Annotated in this window: 13 protein-coding genes; all 13 read left to right on the top strand. The window is 50.2% G+C overall.

All coding sequences use genetic code 11. The annotated features are described in order from the left end of the window. Window positions 1-139: 139 nt before the first annotated feature. The 13 genes from BQ7489_RS01345 (at window position 140) to ftsZ (ending at window position 18318) form a co-directional block, all read left to right on the top strand. Window positions 140-2422, top strand: a complete 2283-nt coding sequence (locus tag BQ7489_RS01345) for a hypothetical protein (RefSeq protein ID WP_072529727.1) — start codon at window positions 140-142, stop codon at window positions 2420-2422. An 832-nt stretch (window positions 2423-3254) separates the two neighbouring features. Next, complete coding sequence (gene rsmH, locus BQ7489_RS01340) at window positions 3255-4166, top strand: 16S rRNA (cytosine(1402)-N(4))-methyltransferase RsmH (protein WP_072529726.1); 912 nt, start codon at window positions 3255-3257, stop codon at window positions 4164-4166. A 38-nt stretch (window positions 4167-4204) separates the two neighbouring features. After that, complete coding sequence (locus tag BQ7489_RS01335; protein ID WP_072531968.1) at window positions 4205-4570, top strand: FtsL-like putative cell division protein; 366 nt, start codon at window positions 4205-4207, stop codon at window positions 4568-4570. A gap of 2 nt (window positions 4571-4572) precedes the next feature. Then, a complete protein-coding gene (locus BQ7489_RS01330; RefSeq protein WP_204352737.1) occupies window positions 4573-6702 on the top strand; it encodes a penicillin-binding protein in 2130 nt (709 codons plus the stop codon). Between the two features lie 15 nt (window positions 6703-6717). Next, window positions 6718-8172: a UDP-N-acetylmuramoyl-L-alanyl-D-glutamate--2,6-diaminopimelate ligase gene (locus BQ7489_RS01325; protein WP_072529725.1), complete on the top strand. Its 1455-nt coding sequence runs from the start codon at window positions 6718-6720 to the stop codon at window positions 8170-8172. Window positions 8173-8180: 8 nt separating this feature from the next. Then, window positions 8181-9449 (top strand): phospho-N-acetylmuramoyl-pentapeptide-transferase, encoded by a 1269-nt coding sequence (mraY, locus tag BQ7489_RS01320; protein ID WP_072529724.1) that lies wholly within the window; start codon window positions 8181-8183, stop codon window positions 9447-9449. An 11-nt stretch (window positions 9450-9460) separates the two neighbouring features. Further along, entirely contained in the window at window positions 9461-10795 is a 1335-nt protein-coding gene (gene murD, locus BQ7489_RS01315; protein WP_072529723.1) for a UDP-N-acetylmuramoyl-L-alanine--D-glutamate ligase, read from the top strand. 15 nt (window positions 10796-10810) lie between these two features. Beyond that, complete coding sequence (locus tag BQ7489_RS01310; RefSeq protein WP_072529722.1) at window positions 10811-12109, top strand: FtsW/RodA/SpoVE family cell cycle protein; 1299 nt, start codon at window positions 10811-10813, stop codon at window positions 12107-12109. Between the two features lie 57 nt (window positions 12110-12166). Further along, window positions 12167-13297 carry an undecaprenyldiphospho-muramoylpentapeptide beta-N-acetylglucosaminyltransferase gene (gene murG, locus BQ7489_RS01305; protein ID WP_072529721.1) on the top strand — a complete coding sequence of 377 codons (1131 nt, stop codon included), beginning with the start codon at window positions 12167-12169 and terminating at the stop codon, window positions 13295-13297. Then, window positions 13287-14663 (top strand): UDP-N-acetylmuramate--L-alanine ligase, encoded by a 1377-nt coding sequence (murC, locus tag BQ7489_RS01300; protein WP_072529720.1) that lies wholly within the window; start codon window positions 13287-13289, stop codon window positions 14661-14663. Before murG ends, murC begins: the two co-directional genes overlap by 11 nt. Continuing rightward, complete coding sequence (locus tag BQ7489_RS01295) at window positions 14660-15397, top strand: cell division protein FtsQ/DivIB (RefSeq protein WP_072529719.1); 738 nt, start codon at window positions 14660-14662, stop codon at window positions 15395-15397. The genes murC and BQ7489_RS01295 overlap by 4 nt, the downstream gene beginning before the upstream one ends. 3 nt (window positions 15398-15400) lie before the next feature. Then, entirely contained in the window at window positions 15401-16975 is a 1575-nt protein-coding gene (ftsA, locus tag BQ7489_RS01290) for a cell division protein FtsA (protein WP_072529718.1), read from the top strand. A gap of 35 nt (window positions 16976-17010) precedes the next feature. Next, window positions 17011-18318 (top strand): cell division protein FtsZ, encoded by a 1308-nt coding sequence (ftsZ, locus tag BQ7489_RS01285; RefSeq protein ID WP_072529717.1) that lies wholly within the window; start codon window positions 17011-17013, stop codon window positions 18316-18318. Window positions 18319-18334: the final 16 nt, after the last annotated feature.

The raw sequence follows: 18334 nt of genomic DNA, 5'->3' as shown, positions 1-18334 counted from the left end.
ATCGATATCGCTGTAAATTTAATTATTTTCCACAAAAGAACAAGCAGAAACAGACAGAAGTACATAACGATTTTTCAGAAAGATACTTTCAGGTTACGGATTATATCACTAATTTTGGACAAAAGAAAACGCAGATTTTATGAACAGAACCTTACTTGCCATATTGGTCTTTGCATGTATATTCCATACAGCCACAGGCGCAACCGCCGACCCACAACCCATTTCTACCGACAACAGCTATCTGCTGGATAGCCTCAAGTTATTACTTGAGAACCGGCACTGCCTGCAGACCGGCAGCGAATTCTCGGTCCTCAAGCCTTTGGCAAGCCAAGGTGCCGGCATCATATTCCTGCTTATTTTGGTAGCCTGGATCACATCGGCCTATTTCTGGCTGAAACAGTTCATATGGTGGTTCAGGAACAAGAAAAAGAACATACTGACCTTTTCCAGCGAAATGCTGCTCGAAACGGCCGTACTCATCTTCGTTTCGGGAATGGCCATCTATTTCATGGGATATGCCTATGCCGGAACCGGAAGCAACTGCGTTACCCTCCTCCTGCGCTCGATGCTTTCCTCATTCGAAATGTTCCTGTCGAAATCGAACCTGATCGGCGTAGCCAAGAACTGCTCCGGCAACCCGGTCTACATGCTGTTCTTTGCCCTGATCCACTTTCTTGCCCTCACCACCAGTATGGTATTTGCCGTTACCTGCTTCGGCAAACGTATCGTCGACTGGTTCAGGGGTTGTGTCTGGCAACTCAACCTGTTCACAAAGCCGAAACTGAACGTATTCTGGGGGCTTAACGAAAAAAGTTTCCTCCTGGCAAAGGATATTTACAGCCGCACCGGCGGAAAGGAAAGGATCGTATTCATCGACTTTCCACAGGAAGAAGATGTGAAAGTCAATGGATTGAGTTTCAGCGGACTGCTCGGCCTGCTTTCGTACAAGACCAATATAACGAAACAGTTGTCGGGCATACACTACATCCTACTGAAAAGCAACACTCGTCCGTCGGAAGCAGAAACCGACAATGAAAATTTCCTGCGCAGCATGGGCCTCAGCAAGGTGGGTAAGTTCATGAAAAGCTCCAGCAAGACCGATTTCTTTCTTCTCACCGACAATGAACCAGCCAACCTGCGCGCTTCATTGAAAATACTTGACAGCGACATCGGGACAAAAATAAACCAGCTTTACTGCTCGGCCCGGAGAACCAGAGTGACCAGACTACAGGAAGACTGCTACCGGAGCAAACTGCATCTGCTCGACGATTCACATGAAGCGGTGATGGAACTGTCCATGAGAAAGGATGACAGCGGAAGAAACTATGCCCACCCCATCCATTTCGTCAACATCAACAGCAAATCAGGCTACGTAGAATCCGGAAAACCATTTACGGCACTCATCATCGGATTCGGCTCTACCGGAAAGGAAGCATTACGTTTCCTGTACGAATTCTCCGCTTTTCCCGATGCAGAAAAGCACAAGGTACCTGTACGGCTGATTGTCTGCGATGAAAACATCAACCTGGTAAAAAGCGAACTTTCCAATGATCTGCCTGCCCTCCCGGGCATTGAAGCGGAAGGAGAAGTGGAATTCTGTCCTTATGGCAGCGGGTCGGACGGATTCTACAGGAAACTGCATGAAATTATCGGACAGCTCAACTATGTAGTCATAGCCACCGGTGAAGATGACCGCAACCTGGATATAGCGGCCACCCTTTATGAATTCGCCTTGCAGCACCGCCCCGACGACTTCCGGAACTTCAAGATATTCGTCCGCCTGTATCATACTACAGACAAGTTCAAATTCGACAAGACCATCAACGCCTATGCTGCAAACAATACGGTCATCGAATATTTCGGAAACCCCGATACCGTCTATACCAAGAACTGGATCATCGATGACGAAGAAACGGAAGCGGCCAAACAGTTCTACAAGGCTTATTGTGAAGCGGTAGGAGGCAGCAACCTCGGGTGGGACGAACGCAGAAACCGGGCAAAATCATTCCTGGAACGCCGTGAACTGGCCAGAAAGGAATCGCAGGACAAAGCAAACTACAAGCACCGTTATACCAAGGAAGTCCTGCTGGGCCTCAGAAACATGGAAAAACCGTTCCCTTGCCCGTCATGGCCGATAACCGCAAGTCCGGACGACAGTGAATCACTTACCGACTGGCATACCCGCCTTACCAACGCCTCCGTCTGCGAACACCTCCGGTGGAATGCGTCCCATTTCATGCTGGGTTATACGCAGATGTCGGAAGAGGAGAAGCAACTCTATCCCAGCGGAAAAAGTGAAAAGATCAGGAAACACCATTGCCTGACAGACTGGGACCGGCTGGATACGGGAACGCAAGGATATGATTACGCAGTGGTACAAACAACCGTCAGGTTATACGAAAAGCAGCAGAAGCAGGGATAAACAGCTCCACGGGTTATTGACCCTGCAAAACGCAAAGCTCCTGAAAGCGCCAAGTTCCTGAAGAAAAAAGGCCAAGTCATTCCAAAGAAAAGATCAAGTCATCTGCAGCAAAAGAACAAATTCTTTTCAGGAATATTCCAAGCCTTTTTCCAAAAATTCCAAGACGAATTTTCGGGCCTTCCGGTCATAAATAATAAATATTTACACAGCCTTTTCTACGCCCTCTGTATCCCGTCTCATAGTCTCAACTTTCTCAATATAGTTACGCGATCCTCGCATCACGACATAAAAACGCCCCTGAAAAAGGATATTTTTTCTGCCACACCCCTCTTCCCAAAAACACTTCCGAAAAAGCCGTACCCCTGTCTACAGGCCATTACAGGAGGGATTTTCATGCTATTTCCCAATAAGTGTCCACCCTCCGGAATTCCCTTAAGGAAAGCCCCGGAAAATAAATTATCATTACAACAGGAAAAGCCCGGAAAATGGCTATATCGGCCGTTTTTCCGGCGATAAAAAATATTTACATACGTAAAACAGCTCCAAATTCAGCTCCGGAACGGTCCCCCAATATAAGTCCAACCGTCCGAAAGCCAGATTCCAGGAACTGTTAAAACAGGCGCAAACTACTATATCACAATATTTTACGGCGATTTTTACGGAATCACGCATCTATATTGAGAAAGTTGAGACTGTGAGACAAACCACCTGTTGATAACTTCTTTAAAGATTTTTCGGAAATCTATATAACAAATTATAGGGAAATATGTAATTTTACAACCTCAATCGGATATATAAGGTAGAAATTACAAACTTTCAGACAAAAAACAGGATGGAAACAGAACAGACATATCACATTCCCGTACTGCTGGACGAGAGCATTGACGGGATGAACCTCCACCCGGGAGGCATCTATGCCGACATGACTTTCGGAGGAGGTGGACACTCGAAAGAAATCCTCAGAAGGATGGATGAAACGAGCCGCCTGTTCAGCTTCGACCAGGATGAAGACGCTGAAAAGAATATCGTAAACGACAGCCGCTTTACGTTCGTGAGAAGCAATTTCCGCTACCTGCACAACTTTCTGCGCTATTACGGTGTTGAAGAAGTGGATGCCATCCTCGCCGACCTGGGCGTTTCTTCCCATCACTTCGACGATTCGGAACGCGGATTTTCCTTCCGCTTTGACGGCAACCTGGACATGCGCATGAACAAGCGTGCCGGAAAAACGGCAGCCGACATCGTGAACACCTACGAAGAAGAGCGGCTGGCCGACGTGTTCTACCTATACGGGGAGCTGAAGAACAGCCGCAAGCTGGCCGCCACACTGGCAAAGGCCCGGACGCAGAAACAGATCGTCACGATAGGCGACTTTCTGGATGTGGTAAAACCGCTCTTCGGCCGTGAACGGGAAAAGAAGGAACTGGCCAAGGTTTTCCAGGCATTGCGCATTGAAGTGAACCAGGAGATGGAAGCCCTGAAAGAAATGCTGTATGCGGCCACACAGGCCCTGAAGCCGGGAGGACGCCTGGTAGTGATTACCTACCACTCGCTGGAAGACCGTATCGTGAAGAACCTGATGAAGACGGGCAACGTGGAAGGAAAGGCCGAAAAGGACTTCTACGGGAACATACAGGCCCCGTTCAGACTGATAAACAACAAAGTGATTGTCCCTTCGTCTGAAGAGATAGCACGTAACCCGCGTTCTCGCAGCGCCAAACTGCGGATCGCCGAAAAGAAATGACCGCCATGATGGAACAACAGGAACCGAAAGAACCGAAAATGGAACAGGGAAAAGACCAGGACCGGCAGCAAAACTCCGGACACATCACGTTCAAAAGTATTCTGGGAGGTGATATCCTGGCACACGATTTCCTGAAAAGGCAGACCAACCTGCTTATTCTGATTGTACTGCTCACAATCCTGTATATCGACAACCGGTATGCAAGCCAGCAGGAACTGATTGAAATAGACAGGCTGAAAAAAGAACTGATCGATACGAAATACGACGCACTGACCATCTCTTCCGAACTGACCGAAAGAAGCCGCCAGTCGCGCATAGAAGAATATATTGCAACCGAAGGGACCCCGCTCCAGATAGCGGCCACCCCTCCATACCTGATCAAAGAGAAAAAAGAAGATAAATAATTATGATTCCGGGACAGAAAAACATCATGCTGCGTTACACCTTCATTGTGGTAATCATGCTGGCGCTGGCTATATCCATCATAGTCAAGGCCGCCGTCATCATGTTTGCCGACCGCCAATACTGGGAGGACGTAGCCGACCGTTTTGTCAAAGAGAACGTCGTAGTACACCCGAACCGTGGAAACATCATATCATCCGACGGCAAGCTGATGGCAAGCAGTCTGCCGGAATACCGGATATACATGGACTTCAAGGCAGGAGGCATGGAAAAGGATACCATGCTGATGAACCACCTGACGGAAATCTGCAAGGGGCTGAACGAGCTCTTTCCCGACAGGAGCGTACAGGAATTCCGCAGACAGATCCTGAAAGGACGGAAAGCCAAAAGCCGCCACTTCCTGCTGTACCCGAGACGGATCTCATACATCGAATACAAGGAAGTACAGAAACTGCCGGTGTTTAACCTTGGCAAGAACAAGGGAGGTCTGCATGCCGAGACATACAACCAGCGGAAGAAACCGTTCGGCTCACTGGCCATGCGTACCCTCGGCGACATGTACCCCGACATGACACAGGGAGCCAAGAACGGACTGGAACTGACATACGACTCCGTTCTGCGCGGACAGGACGGTATCACACACCGCCAGAAAGTAAGGAACACCTACCTGAACATCATCGACAAACCTGCCGTAGACGGCTGTGACATCATCACGACCATCGATGTGGACATACAGGATATAGCCGAAAAGGCTCTGGTAGACCAGCTTGAAACCCTCAACGCCCTTTCGGGCGTGGCAATCGTCATGGACGTCAAGACGGGAGACGTGAAAGCCAACGTCAACATGACACGTGCCGGCGACGGGAAATACTACGAAATGAGGAACAATGCCGTAAGCAACCTGATGGAACCGGGATCCACATTCAAGACCGCCTCCATCATGGTGGCCATGGAAGACGGCTATATCACCCCCGATTATGTAGTCGACACGGGGAGCGGTGTGGTAGACATGTATGGCAGCAAGATGAGAGACTGGGGTTGGGCCACCCGAGGCGGATTCGGCAAAATAGACGTAACCCGCATCATGGAAGTGTCATCGAACATCGGTGTCTCCACTATCATCGACAAGTTCTACAAGAACAATCCGCAGAAGTTCGTCGACGGCCTGAAACGTATGAGTATCGACAAGCCCCTGCATCTGGGTTTCGTAGGTGAAGCCAGCCCCCGCATTCTGGGACCGAAAGAGCGGTATTTCGCCAAGACTACCCTGCCCTGGATGAGTATCGGTTATGAAACCATGATACCGCCTATCTACATACTGAACTTCTACAATGCCATCGCCAACGACGGAGTGATGATCAAGCCGAAGTTCGTGAAGGCCATCGCCAAGAACGGCGAGATACTGGAGGAATTCCCGACCGAAGTGGTCAACCCGAAAATCTGTTCGGACACGACTCTTACAATGATCAAGACCATCCTGCGTAAAGTAGTTTCGGAAGGATTGGCCAAACCGGCCGGCAGCAAGCAGTTCAACGTTTCGGGCAAGACCGGTACGGCACAGATCTCACAGGGAAAGGCGGGTTACAAAGCCAACGGAGTAAGCTACCAGGTAAGTTTCTGCGGTTACTATCCGTCGGAAAACCCGAAATACAGCTGCATCATCTCCATCCTGATTCCGCACGGACCGGCATCGGGTGGTTTGCAGGCCGGATCGGTTTTCAGCCGGATTGCAGAACGCATCTATGCCAAGTACCTGTACCGTGACCCGGCAACCATCAAGGATTCCACTTCCATCCTGATTCCGGACGTAAAGAACGGCGACATGATCGAAACGGCCTATGTACTGCGCAGCCTGGATATCCCCGGGAACAGCCGTACCGTGCCTTACACACATAATCCGTTATGGGGAAAAACCGAATGTACCCGTTCGGCTGCCGACCTGAAAAGAGTGACACAGAGCAAGAAACTGGTACCGAACGTACGCGGTATGGGAGCGAAAGATGCCGTCTACCTGCTCGAAAGCCACGGTCTCCGCGTACGGATTACCGGAATGGGAAAAGTGAGGGAACAGAGCATAGCTGCCGGTTCCACATTACATAGAGGACAAACTATCACATTGACACTAAAGAACTAAGAACTAAGAATTGACATGAAACTGGAAGAAATTATCAGATCCGTTACCGTCTGTGAAACGAAAGGCGCCACAGATATTGAAATTACAGGTATCCAGATGGACTCACGTCTGGTAGAAACAGGCCATCTGTTTGTTGCAGTAAAAGGTACACAGACCGACGGACACGCCTATATAGAGAAAGCCATTGAAAAAGGAGCTGCTGCAGTGGTATGCGAAACTTATCCGGAAACCCTGCATGAAAATGTAACCTATGTAAAGGTGGCCGACACGGAAGATGCGGTAGGCCGGCTGGCTACTACATTCTACGGCGATCCGACCTCCAAGCTCGACCTGGTAGGCGTTACAGGTACCAACGGGAAGACTACAATCGCCACCTTATTATATAAGATGTTCCGGAGCTTCGGCTACAAGGTAGGATTGCTGTCGACGGTGTGCAACTACATCGACGACGAAGCCATCCCGACCGACCATACTACCCCCGACCCTATCACCCTGAACCGCCTGCTGGGACGCATGGCCGACGAAGGGTGCAAGTATGCGTTCATGGAAGTCAGTTCACACTCCATCGCGCAGAAACGTATCGGGGGACTGAAGTTCGTAGGCGGTATCTTTACGAACATCACCCGTGACCACCTGGACTACCACAAGACTTTCGAAAACTACCTGAAAGCCAAGAAGGCCTTTTTCGACGGACTGCCCAAAAGTGCATTTGCACTGACCAACGCCGACGACAGAAACGGCATGGTAATGGTACAGAACACCAAGGCCAAGGTAGCCACCTACTCACTGCGCACGCTGGCCGATTTCAAGGGAAAGGTACTGGAAGACGGATTCGAAGGGATGCTTCTGGACATCAACAACCGTGAAGTGAACGTGCAGTTCATCGGACGTTTCAACGCATCAAACCTGCTGGCCGTATACGGAGCCTGCTGTCTGCTGGGCAAACAGCCTGAAGACGTACTGGTCAAATTGAGTACCATGCGCCCTGTAGCCGGACGTTTCGATGCACTCCGCTCGCCGAGAAACTATACAGCCATAGTCGACTATGCACATACCCCCGATGCCCTTGTAAACGTCCTGAACGCCATCCACGAAGTGCTCAGAGGAAACGGCCGTGTCATTACGGTAGTAGGTGCAGGAGGAAACCGCGATAAGGGCAAACGCCCGCTGATGGCACAGGAATCCGTAAAACAAAGCGACAAGGTAGTCATCACCTCCGACAACCCCCGCTTCGAGGAACCGCAGGACATCATCAACGACATGCTGGCCGGACTGACCAAGGAAGACATGAAAAAGGTCATTTCAATCGTTGACCGCAAGGAAGCCATCCGTACCGCCTGCATGCTGGCACAACCGGGCGACGTAATTCTGGTAGCCGGGAAAGGCCACGAGAACTATCAGGAAGTAAAAGGGGTGAAACATCATTTTGATGACAAGGAGATATTGAAAGAGATTTTTGACAACGAATAACCAGTAAGATGCTATATTATTTATTCAATTACCTGGAGCAGCTCGGATTTCCGGGAGCGCGCATGTTCGGCTACGTGTCTTTCCGGTCGCTGGTAGCCGTTATCCTGGCATTGCTGATTTCATCCATTTTCGGCGAGTACTTCATCAAACTGCTGAAACGCAAACAGATCACGGAAACGCAACGCGACGCTTCCATCGACCCGTTCAACGTGAAGAAAGTAGGAGTACCTACCATGGGAGGTATCATCATCATCGTAGCCATCCTGATTCCCTGCCTGCTGCTGGGCAAGCTGGGAAACGTCTACATGATCCTGATGCTGATCACTACCGTATGGCTGGGCACGCTGGGATTTCTGGACGACTATATCAAGGTGTTCCGCAAAGACAAGGAAGGCCTGCACGGGAAGTTCAAGATCATCGGCCAGGTAGGTCTGGGACTGATAGTGGGCCTGACCCTCTATATCAGTCCGAATGTAGTTATCCGGGAAAACGTGGAAATACAGCAGGACGGACATGTGGTCGATGTGGTCCACAAGTCGCAGGACCAGAAATCGACAAAGACCACCATCCCGTTCTTCAAGAACAACAACCTGGACTACGCCGATTTCGTTGGCTTCATGGGTGACCATGCACAGACCGCCGGATGGATCCTGTTCGTACTGGTAACCATCTTCGTAGTGACAGCCGTATCGAACGGAGCCAACCTGAACGACGGCATGGACGGTATGGCAGCCGGTAACTCGGCCATCATCGGTGCCACATTGGGTATACTGGCCTACGTATCGAGCCACATCGAGTATGCCAGCTACCTGAACATCATGTACATACCGGGAAGTGAAGAGCTTGTGATCTTCGTATGCGCCTTTATCGGTGCCATGATCGGTTTCCTCTGGTACAACGCCTTTCCGGCCCAGGTATTCATGGGTGATACAGGCAGTCTGACCATCGGTGGTATCATTGCGGTATTTGCCATCATCATCCACAAGGAGCTGCTGATCCCCATCCTCTGCGGAATCTTCCTGGTAGAGAACCTTTCGGTCATCCTGCAGGTAAAATACTACCAGTGGGGAAAGAAAAAAGGGATCAAACAGCGCGTGTTCAAGCGGGCGCCCATCCACGACCATTTCCGTACGACAATGGCACAGCTGGATCCGACCTGCAGATACCTGATCACCAAACCCGACAGCGTATTCCATGAATCAAAGATAACAGTCCGCTTCTGGATCATCACCATCCTGCTGGCTGCAATTACGATAATAACATTAAAGATAAGATAAGGTAAAGAGTTATGGCAAAGAGAATTGTCATTTTAGGAGCCGGAGAGAGCGGAGCGGGAGCTGCCGTTCTGGCACAGAAAAAAGGTTTTGACACCTTTGTTTCCGACATGTCTTCAATCAAGGACAAATACAAGAAAATGTTGGATGAACGGAATATCCGATGGGAAGAAGGCGGACACACGGAAGAACTCATCCTGAACGCAGACGAAGTGATCAAGAGTCCGGGTATCCCGAACGACGCCCCCATGATCCTGAAGCTGAAGGCACAGGGGACACCGGTCATTTCGGAAATAGAGTTTGCCGGACGCTACACCAATGCCAAGATGATCTGTATCACCGGAAGCAACGGAAAGACCACTACGACATCGCTGATTTATCATATATTCAAGAAGGCGGGCCTCAATGTCGGGCTGGCAGGCAACATCGGACAAAGCCTCGCCTACCAGGTAGCCGAATGTAACTACGACTATTACGTGATAGAGCTGAGCAGCTTCCAGCTTGACAACATGTACAAGTTCCACGCGAACATTGCCGTGCTGATGAATATCACCCCCGACCATCTGGACCGTTACGACTACAAGATGCAGAACTACGTGGACGCCAAATTCCGCATCATCCGGAACCAGACCGACAACGATGCGTTCATCTTCTGGAACGATGACCCGATTATCCGCCAGGAACTGCACAAGTACGGACTGCACGGGAAATATTATCCGTTTGCCGAGCACAAGGAAAACGGACTGGCAGCCTTTACCGAGGCAGACAAGGTATATTTTACCGAGCCGATAGCCTTCAACATGGAACAGGAAGAGCTGGCACTCACCGGTACCCACAACCTGTTCAATTCCATGGCGGCAGGTATTTCGGCCAACATTGCAGGCATCAAGAAAGAATGTATACGCGAGGCCTTGAGCGACTTCAAGGGAGTGGAACACCGCCTTGAAAAGGTAGCTACGGTACGTGGTGTGGAATACATCAACGACTCGAAAGCCACCAACGTAAATTCCTGCTGGTATGCCCTGAAGAGTATGAAGACCAAGACCATACTGATTCTGGGAGGCAAAGACAAAGGCAACGACTACAATGAAATAGCCGACCTTGTAAAGGAAAAATGTACAGGACTGATCTACCTGGGACTGCACAACGAAAAGCTGCACGGCTTCTTCGACAGTTTCGGACTGCCGACAGCCGATGTCCAGAGCATGAAAGACGCCGTAGACGCAGCCTACCGGATGGCCAAGAAAGGCGAAACCGTACTGCTGAGTCCCTGCTGCGCAAGCTTCGACCTCTTCAAGAGTTACGAAGACCGTGGCGACCAGTTTAAAGAATGTGTAAGAAACCTATAAAAAATATATCCGAAGATGGATTTGCTGAAAAATTTATTCAAAGGCGACAAGGTTATATGGATAATCTTCATGCTGCTCTGTCTCGTATCCATTATCGAGGTGTTCAGCGCCTCCAGTACACTGACCTACAAAAGCGGGGACTACTGGAAGCCGATTACCATGCACCTGATTCTGATGATGGTGGGACTTATCGTGGTGCTGATTGTCCATAACATCCCGTGCCGGTGGTTCAAGATGTTTATCCTGCTGCTTCCGCTCTCCTGGCTGCTGCTGATAGGAGTATTCGTCATGGGAGCGCTGACCAACGGGGCCAGACGGTGGATCGACCTTGGATTCTTCCAATTCCAGCCTTCGGAACTGGCCAAAATGGCAACCATCATCACGGTTGCCTTCATCCTTTCCAAGATGCAGGAGGAAGAAGGGGCCAACAGAAAAGCGTTCAAGTACATACTGTGGATAACAGGCATAACCTGTGCGCTGATCTTTACCGAAAACCTTTCGACCGCCCTGCTGCTCTGCATCAGCGTATTCCTGATGATGTTCGTGGGACGTATCCCGCTCAAGCAGATGGGAATGCTGGTAGGTGTGTGTATCGGAGTCATGATCATCGGACTGGCAACCGTCAAATATGTACCGGCGGAAGCCTGGGACAAGGTAGGGCTTCACCGTATGGTAACCTGGCAGAGCCGTCTGGAAAACCATTTCGACAAATCGGTCATTCCCCCCGAAAAATTCGACATCGACGGAGACGCACAGGTAGCCCATGCAAACATTGCCATAGCCACCAGTCACGTATTGGGCAAAGGACCGGGAAACAGCGTACAGCGCGATTTCCTGTCGCAAGCCTTTTCCGACTTCATCTATGCCATCATCATCGAAGAGCTGGGGCTGGTAGGAGGCGGAGTTGTGGCCTTCCTCTATATCTGGCTGCTGATGCGCATAGGGAAGATAGCCAGGAACTGCGACAAGTCGTATTATGCCTTTCTGGTCATGGGAATAGGTTTCCTGCTTGTCACCCAGGCCATGTTCAACATGCTGGTAGCCGTAGGAATCATGCCGGTTACCGGCCAGCCGCTGCCGCTTATCAGCAAAGGAGGAACCTCCACCCTGATAAACTGCGCCTACATCGGGATTATCCTGGGTATCAGCCGCCATGTGAACGAGCTGAAGAAACAGCGTGAAATGGAAGAGGCCGAACGGCAGAGACAGATTCAGGACGCAGCGGTAGTACTGCTGCAGAATGCAGCCGACCTGGCGACAAAGGGAAAGGATTCGACAGAAGATTTAAATAATAAGGAAAAGAACGACTTATAAAAAAATAAGAACTTTTTTTACAGGTTTTTCCTAACTTTGCGATAAATATAGAATGTCATGAAAGATAATTTGAGAATCATCATCAGCGGAGGCGGAACGGGAGGACATATCTTCCCGGCAGTATCCATCGCAAATGCCATCAAGGAACAGCATCCCGACGCGGAGATCCTGTTCGTCGGTGCCGAAGGGCGTATGGAAATGCAGCGCGTACCCGCTGCCGGATATAAAATCATCGGTCTGCCGGTTGCCGGCTTCGACCGCAAGCACCTGCTGAAAAACATCAGTGTCCTGATCAAACTGATGCGCAGCCAGATAAAGGCACGTCGGATCATCAAGGACTTCAAACCCTACGCAGCGGTAGGAGTAGGCGGATATGCCAGTGGTCCTACGCTGAAGATGGCAGGTATGATGGGTATCCCTACCCTCATCCAGGAACAGAATTCGTATGCCGGAGTGACCAACAAGCTGCTGGCCAAAAAGGCCTGCAAGATCTGTGTGGCCTACGAAGGCATGGAACGTTTCTTCGACAAGGAAAAGATCATCCTGACCGGGAACCCGGTCCGCCAGGGACTGTTGAACCACAACATCAGTCGTGAAGATGCGGTACGAAGCTTCGGACTCGACCCGGCGAAAAAGACAATTCTGATCATAGGCGGAAGCCTGGGAGCCCGCACCATAAACAACTGTGTGATGCAGGGACTCGACAAGATCAGGAACTCGGGCGTACAGTTTATCTGGCAGACCGGAAAAATCTATATCAAGGAAGCCAGAGCAGCCGTAGCCGCAGCCGGAGAACTTCCAATGCTGCATACCACCGACTTCATATCCGACATGGCGGCAGCTTACAGTGCAGCCGACCTGGTCATCAGCCGCGCCGGTGCCGGATCCATTTCCGAATTCTGCCTGTTGCAGAAACCGGTTATCCTGGTACCTTCGCCCAATGTAGCCGAAGACCACCAGACCAAAAACGCACTGGCGCTGGTCAACAAGGATGCAGCCCTTTACGTCAAGGACTCGGAAGCCGGAATGAAACTGCTCGACACAGCCATAGAGACTGTAGGACAGCCGGAAACGCTGAAAAAACTAAGTACCAACATCGCCAAGCTGGCATTCAAGGACTCGGCCAACGTAATTGCCGCCGAAGTCTGCAAACTGGCTGAAAATTATAAGAAAGAACATGAACGTTAATACTTTGAAAGCTGTATACTTTATCGGGGCGGGAGGCATAGGCATGAGCGCCCTGGTACGCTATTTCCTGTCAAAAGGGAAAAAGGTGGGCGGTTATGACCGTACCCCGAGCGAGCTTACCGAAAAGCTGGCAGAAGAAGGTGCAGCCATCCATTACGAAGAAAACGTATCACTTATACCCGACGATTTCAAGGATCCGGCTACCACGCTGGTGGTATACACGCCGGCCATTCCGAAAGAACATAAGGAATGGGCCTATTTCCGTGAACATGGCTTCGAGATCCAGAAACGCGCACAGGTGCTGGGTATGCTGACACGGACCGAAAAAGGACTCTGTGTAGCCGGTACCCATGGAAAAACCACTACTTCGACCATGGCAGCCCACCTGCTGCACAATTCTCATGTGGAATGTAACGCATTCCTGGGAGGTATTTCCAAAAACTACGGGACCAACCTGCTGCTTTCCGACAAAAGTGACCTGGTGGTAATCGAAGCCGACGAGTTCGACCGTTCTTTCCACTGGCTGACCCCCTATGCAACAGTGATTACGGCAACCGACGCCGACCACCTGGATATCTATGGAACCCACGAAGCTTATCTTGAAAGCTTCCGTAAATATACGTCGCTTATCCGTCCCGACGGATACCTCATCATCAAGAAAGGGCTGGAACTGAAACCCGACGTACAGCCCGGAGTAACCGTGTACACCTATTCGAAGGAAGAGGGTGATTTCCATGCGGAAAACATCCGCATCGGGAACGGAGAAATCCGGTTCGATTTCGTATCCCCGTTAGGCAACATCAAGGACATCCAGTTGGGAGTACCGGTACTGGTCAACATAGAAAACGGAATAGCCGCCATGGCACTGGCCCAGATAGGTGGAGCCGACGCCGAAGAGATCAAGGCAGCCATGCCCACCTTCAAAGGAGTGGAACGGCGCTTCGACTTCAAGCTGAAGAATGACCATATCGCTTTTCTGAGCGACTATGCCCATCATCCGGCCGAAATCCGGCAGAGCGTAACTTCAATCCGCGCCCTCTATCCGGACAAGAAGATCACAGCCATCTTCCAGCCACACCTGTACACCCGTACACGCGATTTCTATAAGGACTTTGCCGACAGCCTTTCACTGCTGGACGAAGTGATCCTGCTGGACATATATCCGGCACGTGAGAAACCGATAGAAGGTGTGACCAGCCGACTGATTTACGACAATCTCCGACCCGGCATCGAGAAATGCATGTGCCGGAAAGAGGAACTGCTGGACCTGCTGAAAGAAAAGCGCTTCGACGTACTCATCGTACTTGGGGCCGGTGATGTCGACAACTATGTTCCACAAATTTGTGAATTACTGAAAGACAGATGATAAAAAAGATTCTCATACTCTGCATACTGCTGCTTGTGGCCGCTTACCTGGCGGTAGCCGTCACAACATTCAACAACAAGCCCGACAAACAGGTCTGTAAGGGTATGGAACTGACCGTGAAAGACAGTGTGGACTACGGCTTCATCACTCAGAAGGAAATCAAGTCCATCCTGAAAAAGAACGGTATACTGCCGGATGGAAAGGAGCTGGGAAAAATCAACGTACGCCAGCTGGAAAGGATACTGATCCGCCATCCGTTCATCGACAACGCCGAATGTTATCTCACATCGGGCGGGAAAGTATCTGTCAACATTTATCAACGCATACCGGTGGTCCGTGTGATGAGCAGCAACGGTGAAGACTACTATGTAGACAACAAAGGGAAAATCATGGTATCGCCGGGCAAACCGGTCCACGTAGCGGTAGCCACCGGATATATCGACAGGAAATTCGCCCAAAACGAACTGTACGAACTGGGATTATACCTGCAAGGCAATGATTTCTGGAAATCACAGATAGAACAGATCAACGTCACACCCAACAAGGAACTTGAATTGATACCCCGGGTAGGCGATCATGTACTCTTTTTGGGAAAACCTGGTGATTATAAAGAAAAATTCACTAAATTGCAGACATTCTACAAAGAAGCGCTGAACCAAGTAGGATGGAACAAATACAAACGGATCAGCGTAGAGTTTAACAATCAGATTATTTGTACAAAAAAAGAGAAGTAATATATGGCAGTAACAGATTTTATAGTAGCAATTGAACTGGGATCAACCGAAATCACCGGTATCGCCGGCAAGAAAAATCCGGACGGAAGCATTCAGGTTCTCGCCTATGCCAGTGAACGTTCTTCCGACTGTATCAAGAAAGGGGTGATCTACAATCTGGACAAAACTACACAATGCCTGAGCTCGGTCATCGGACAACTGGAAGAAAAACTCCAGGCACAGATCAAAAAGGTATATGTAGGTATCGGCGGACAGTCGGTAAGAAGCATCCGCAACACCGAAACCAAGCAGATGAACGAAGAGACCAAAATCTCACAGGCCCTGATTGACGGCATGATGGAAAGCAACCTCCAGCTCTCACTGATAGACCAGGAAATTCTGGGAGTGGAACCGCAGGAATACAAACTGGGCAACAACCAGCTCACCACCGAACCTGTAGGCATCCCTGCCGAACGTATCGAAGGGCATTACCTGAACATTATTGCCCGCAATACACTGAAAAGCAATATCCGCCAGTGCTTCCGGCAGGCCGGATATGAAGTAGCCGATTACTTCCTCTCACCGCTGGTTACAGCCAATACACTGCTGACCGCCAGCGAAAAACGTTCCGGATGTGCTCTGATAGACTTCGGAGCCGACACTACAACTGTTTCTGTCTATAAAAACAATATACTGCGCCACCAGGCCGTTATCCCGTTGGGAAGCAACAACATTACCAAAGACATCTGCAGCCTGCAGATTGAAGAAGAAGACGCAGAGCAGCTGAAGCTGCGCTATGCAAGCGCCTATACCGAACCCGGTGAAGACGAAGAGGAACCGAACAAGGAATATACGATAGACGGCAAGTGCACCATCCGTGCGCGGAAGCTGGAAGACATCGTAGAGGCCCGCACAAAAGAAATTCTGGAGAATGTATGGAACCAGATAGTGTTGTCGGAATACGGTGACAAGCTGCTGGCCGGCATCATCATGACCGGAGGTGCTTCCAAGCTGCCGAATCTGGACAAGGCCTTTACCAACATCACAAAAATCGACAAGATCCGTATCGCCCAGGGAGGCAATGTCGACCTGCAGGGAAATACAGAAAAACTGCTGGACGGCACCCACTACACGCTGATAGGAATTCTGGCTACAGGTAAAGAGAACTGCTGCAAGATAGACCCGCGCAAGGGGCATCAGCTCGACTTCATCGACGACCTGCAGAAAAAAGAGGAAGAAGCCCGCAGAAAAGCCGAAGAAGAACGCAGGAAGGCAGAAGAGGAAAGGGCTAAAGCCGAAGAGGCCGCACGTCTGAAACAACTGGAGGAACAGAAAGCACAACAGGAGAAGGAACGTGCCGCCAAGCGTCTGAGAGACTGCGAAGCACTGGTAGAAGAGGCACAGCGCCTGCTGAAACGCAAGAAATACAATGACGCCCTGTCGAAAGTGGAACAGGCCGTCGCTATAAATATAGCCGAAAAGGAAGAAGAGCTGAAACAGCTCAAAGCTACCATCCTGAAAGAAAAGGATGAAAATAATCCGTTCAAGAAACTGTTCCGCAAACTGCAGAACGGAGCGGATGACCTGATGAATGATTAATAACTTTATTCACCGCATAAAGAAAGGAGTGAATTATGTCTGACGAATCAATAATGCCATTTGATTTCCAGAAAGGAACACCAAGCTATATCAAAGTGATCGGTGTAGGAGGTGGAGGCGGAAACGCTGTCAACCATATGTACAGAGAAGGAATCCACGACGTGACATTCGTGGTATGCAATACAGATAACCAGGCACTCGACGAATCACCGGTGCCCATCAAGCTTCAACTGGGCAAGGAAGGCCTTGGAGCCGGAAACCGGCCGGAGCGTGCCAGGGCAGCAGCCGAAGAAAGCCTGGAAGATGTGAAGGAAATGCTGAGCGACGGCTGCAAGATGGCCTTCATCACGGCCGGAATGGGTGGCGGAACCGGAACAGGTGCCGCTCCTATCATTGCCAAGACAGCCAAGGATATGGGTATCCTGACCGTAGGTATCGTTACCATCCCCTTCCTGTTTGAAGGCAACAAAAAGATTGACCAGGCACTGGACGGCGTGGAAGAGATGAGCAAACACGTGGATGCCCTGCTGGTAATCAACAACGAACGTCTGCGCGACGTGTATTCCGACATCAGCGTGCTGAACGCTTTCGGAAAAGCCGACGATACACTGTCGGTAGCAGCCAAAAGTATCGCTGAAATCATCACGATACGCGGTAAGATCAACCTCGACTTCAACGATGTGAAGACCGTATTGAAAGATGGCGGTGTAGCGATCATGAGTACCGGATACGGTGAAGGTGAAGGACGTGTAACCCAAGCCATCACCGATGCTCTCCACTCACCGCTTCTGAACAACAACGACATCTTCAACTCGAAAAAGATCCTGTTCAACATTTCATACAGCGGAAAAAGCGATCTGATGATGGAGGAAATGAATGAGGTACATGAGTTCATGAGCCGGTTCAGCAAAGATGTGGAAACCAAATGGGGACTCTACATCGACGACTCACTGGGTGAAAAAGTGAAATTCACCATCCTGGCAACCGGCTTCGGCATCCAGGACGTTCCGGGTATGGAAAGCGTACTGAACAAACATTCGGCCGAAGAACAGAAACGCCGTGAAGAAGAGGAAGAGAAGGAACAGCGTCTGGACGACCGTCGTTCCAAGTATTACGGAGAAGGTATCACCCGGGGCAACAACAGACGCCGCCGTGTAAACATCTATATCTTCACTCAGGAAGACCTCGACAACGATGACATCATCAGCATGGTGGATACTACTCCTACCTACCAGCGTAGCAAAGCGGTACTGGAAGCCATCCACTCACGGGCCATTGCCGAAGAGAAATCGGCACAGAAACCGGACATGAACGAATCGGGCTCAATGACCATCACGTTCTGATTCCGGAGAAATGAAC

Source organism: Bacteroides ilei (assembly GCF_900128495.1).
Lineage (GTDB): Bacteria > Bacteroidota > Bacteroidia > Bacteroidales > Bacteroidaceae > Phocaeicola > Phocaeicola ilei.
This window is presented reverse-complemented; position numbering and strand designations above follow the sequence as displayed.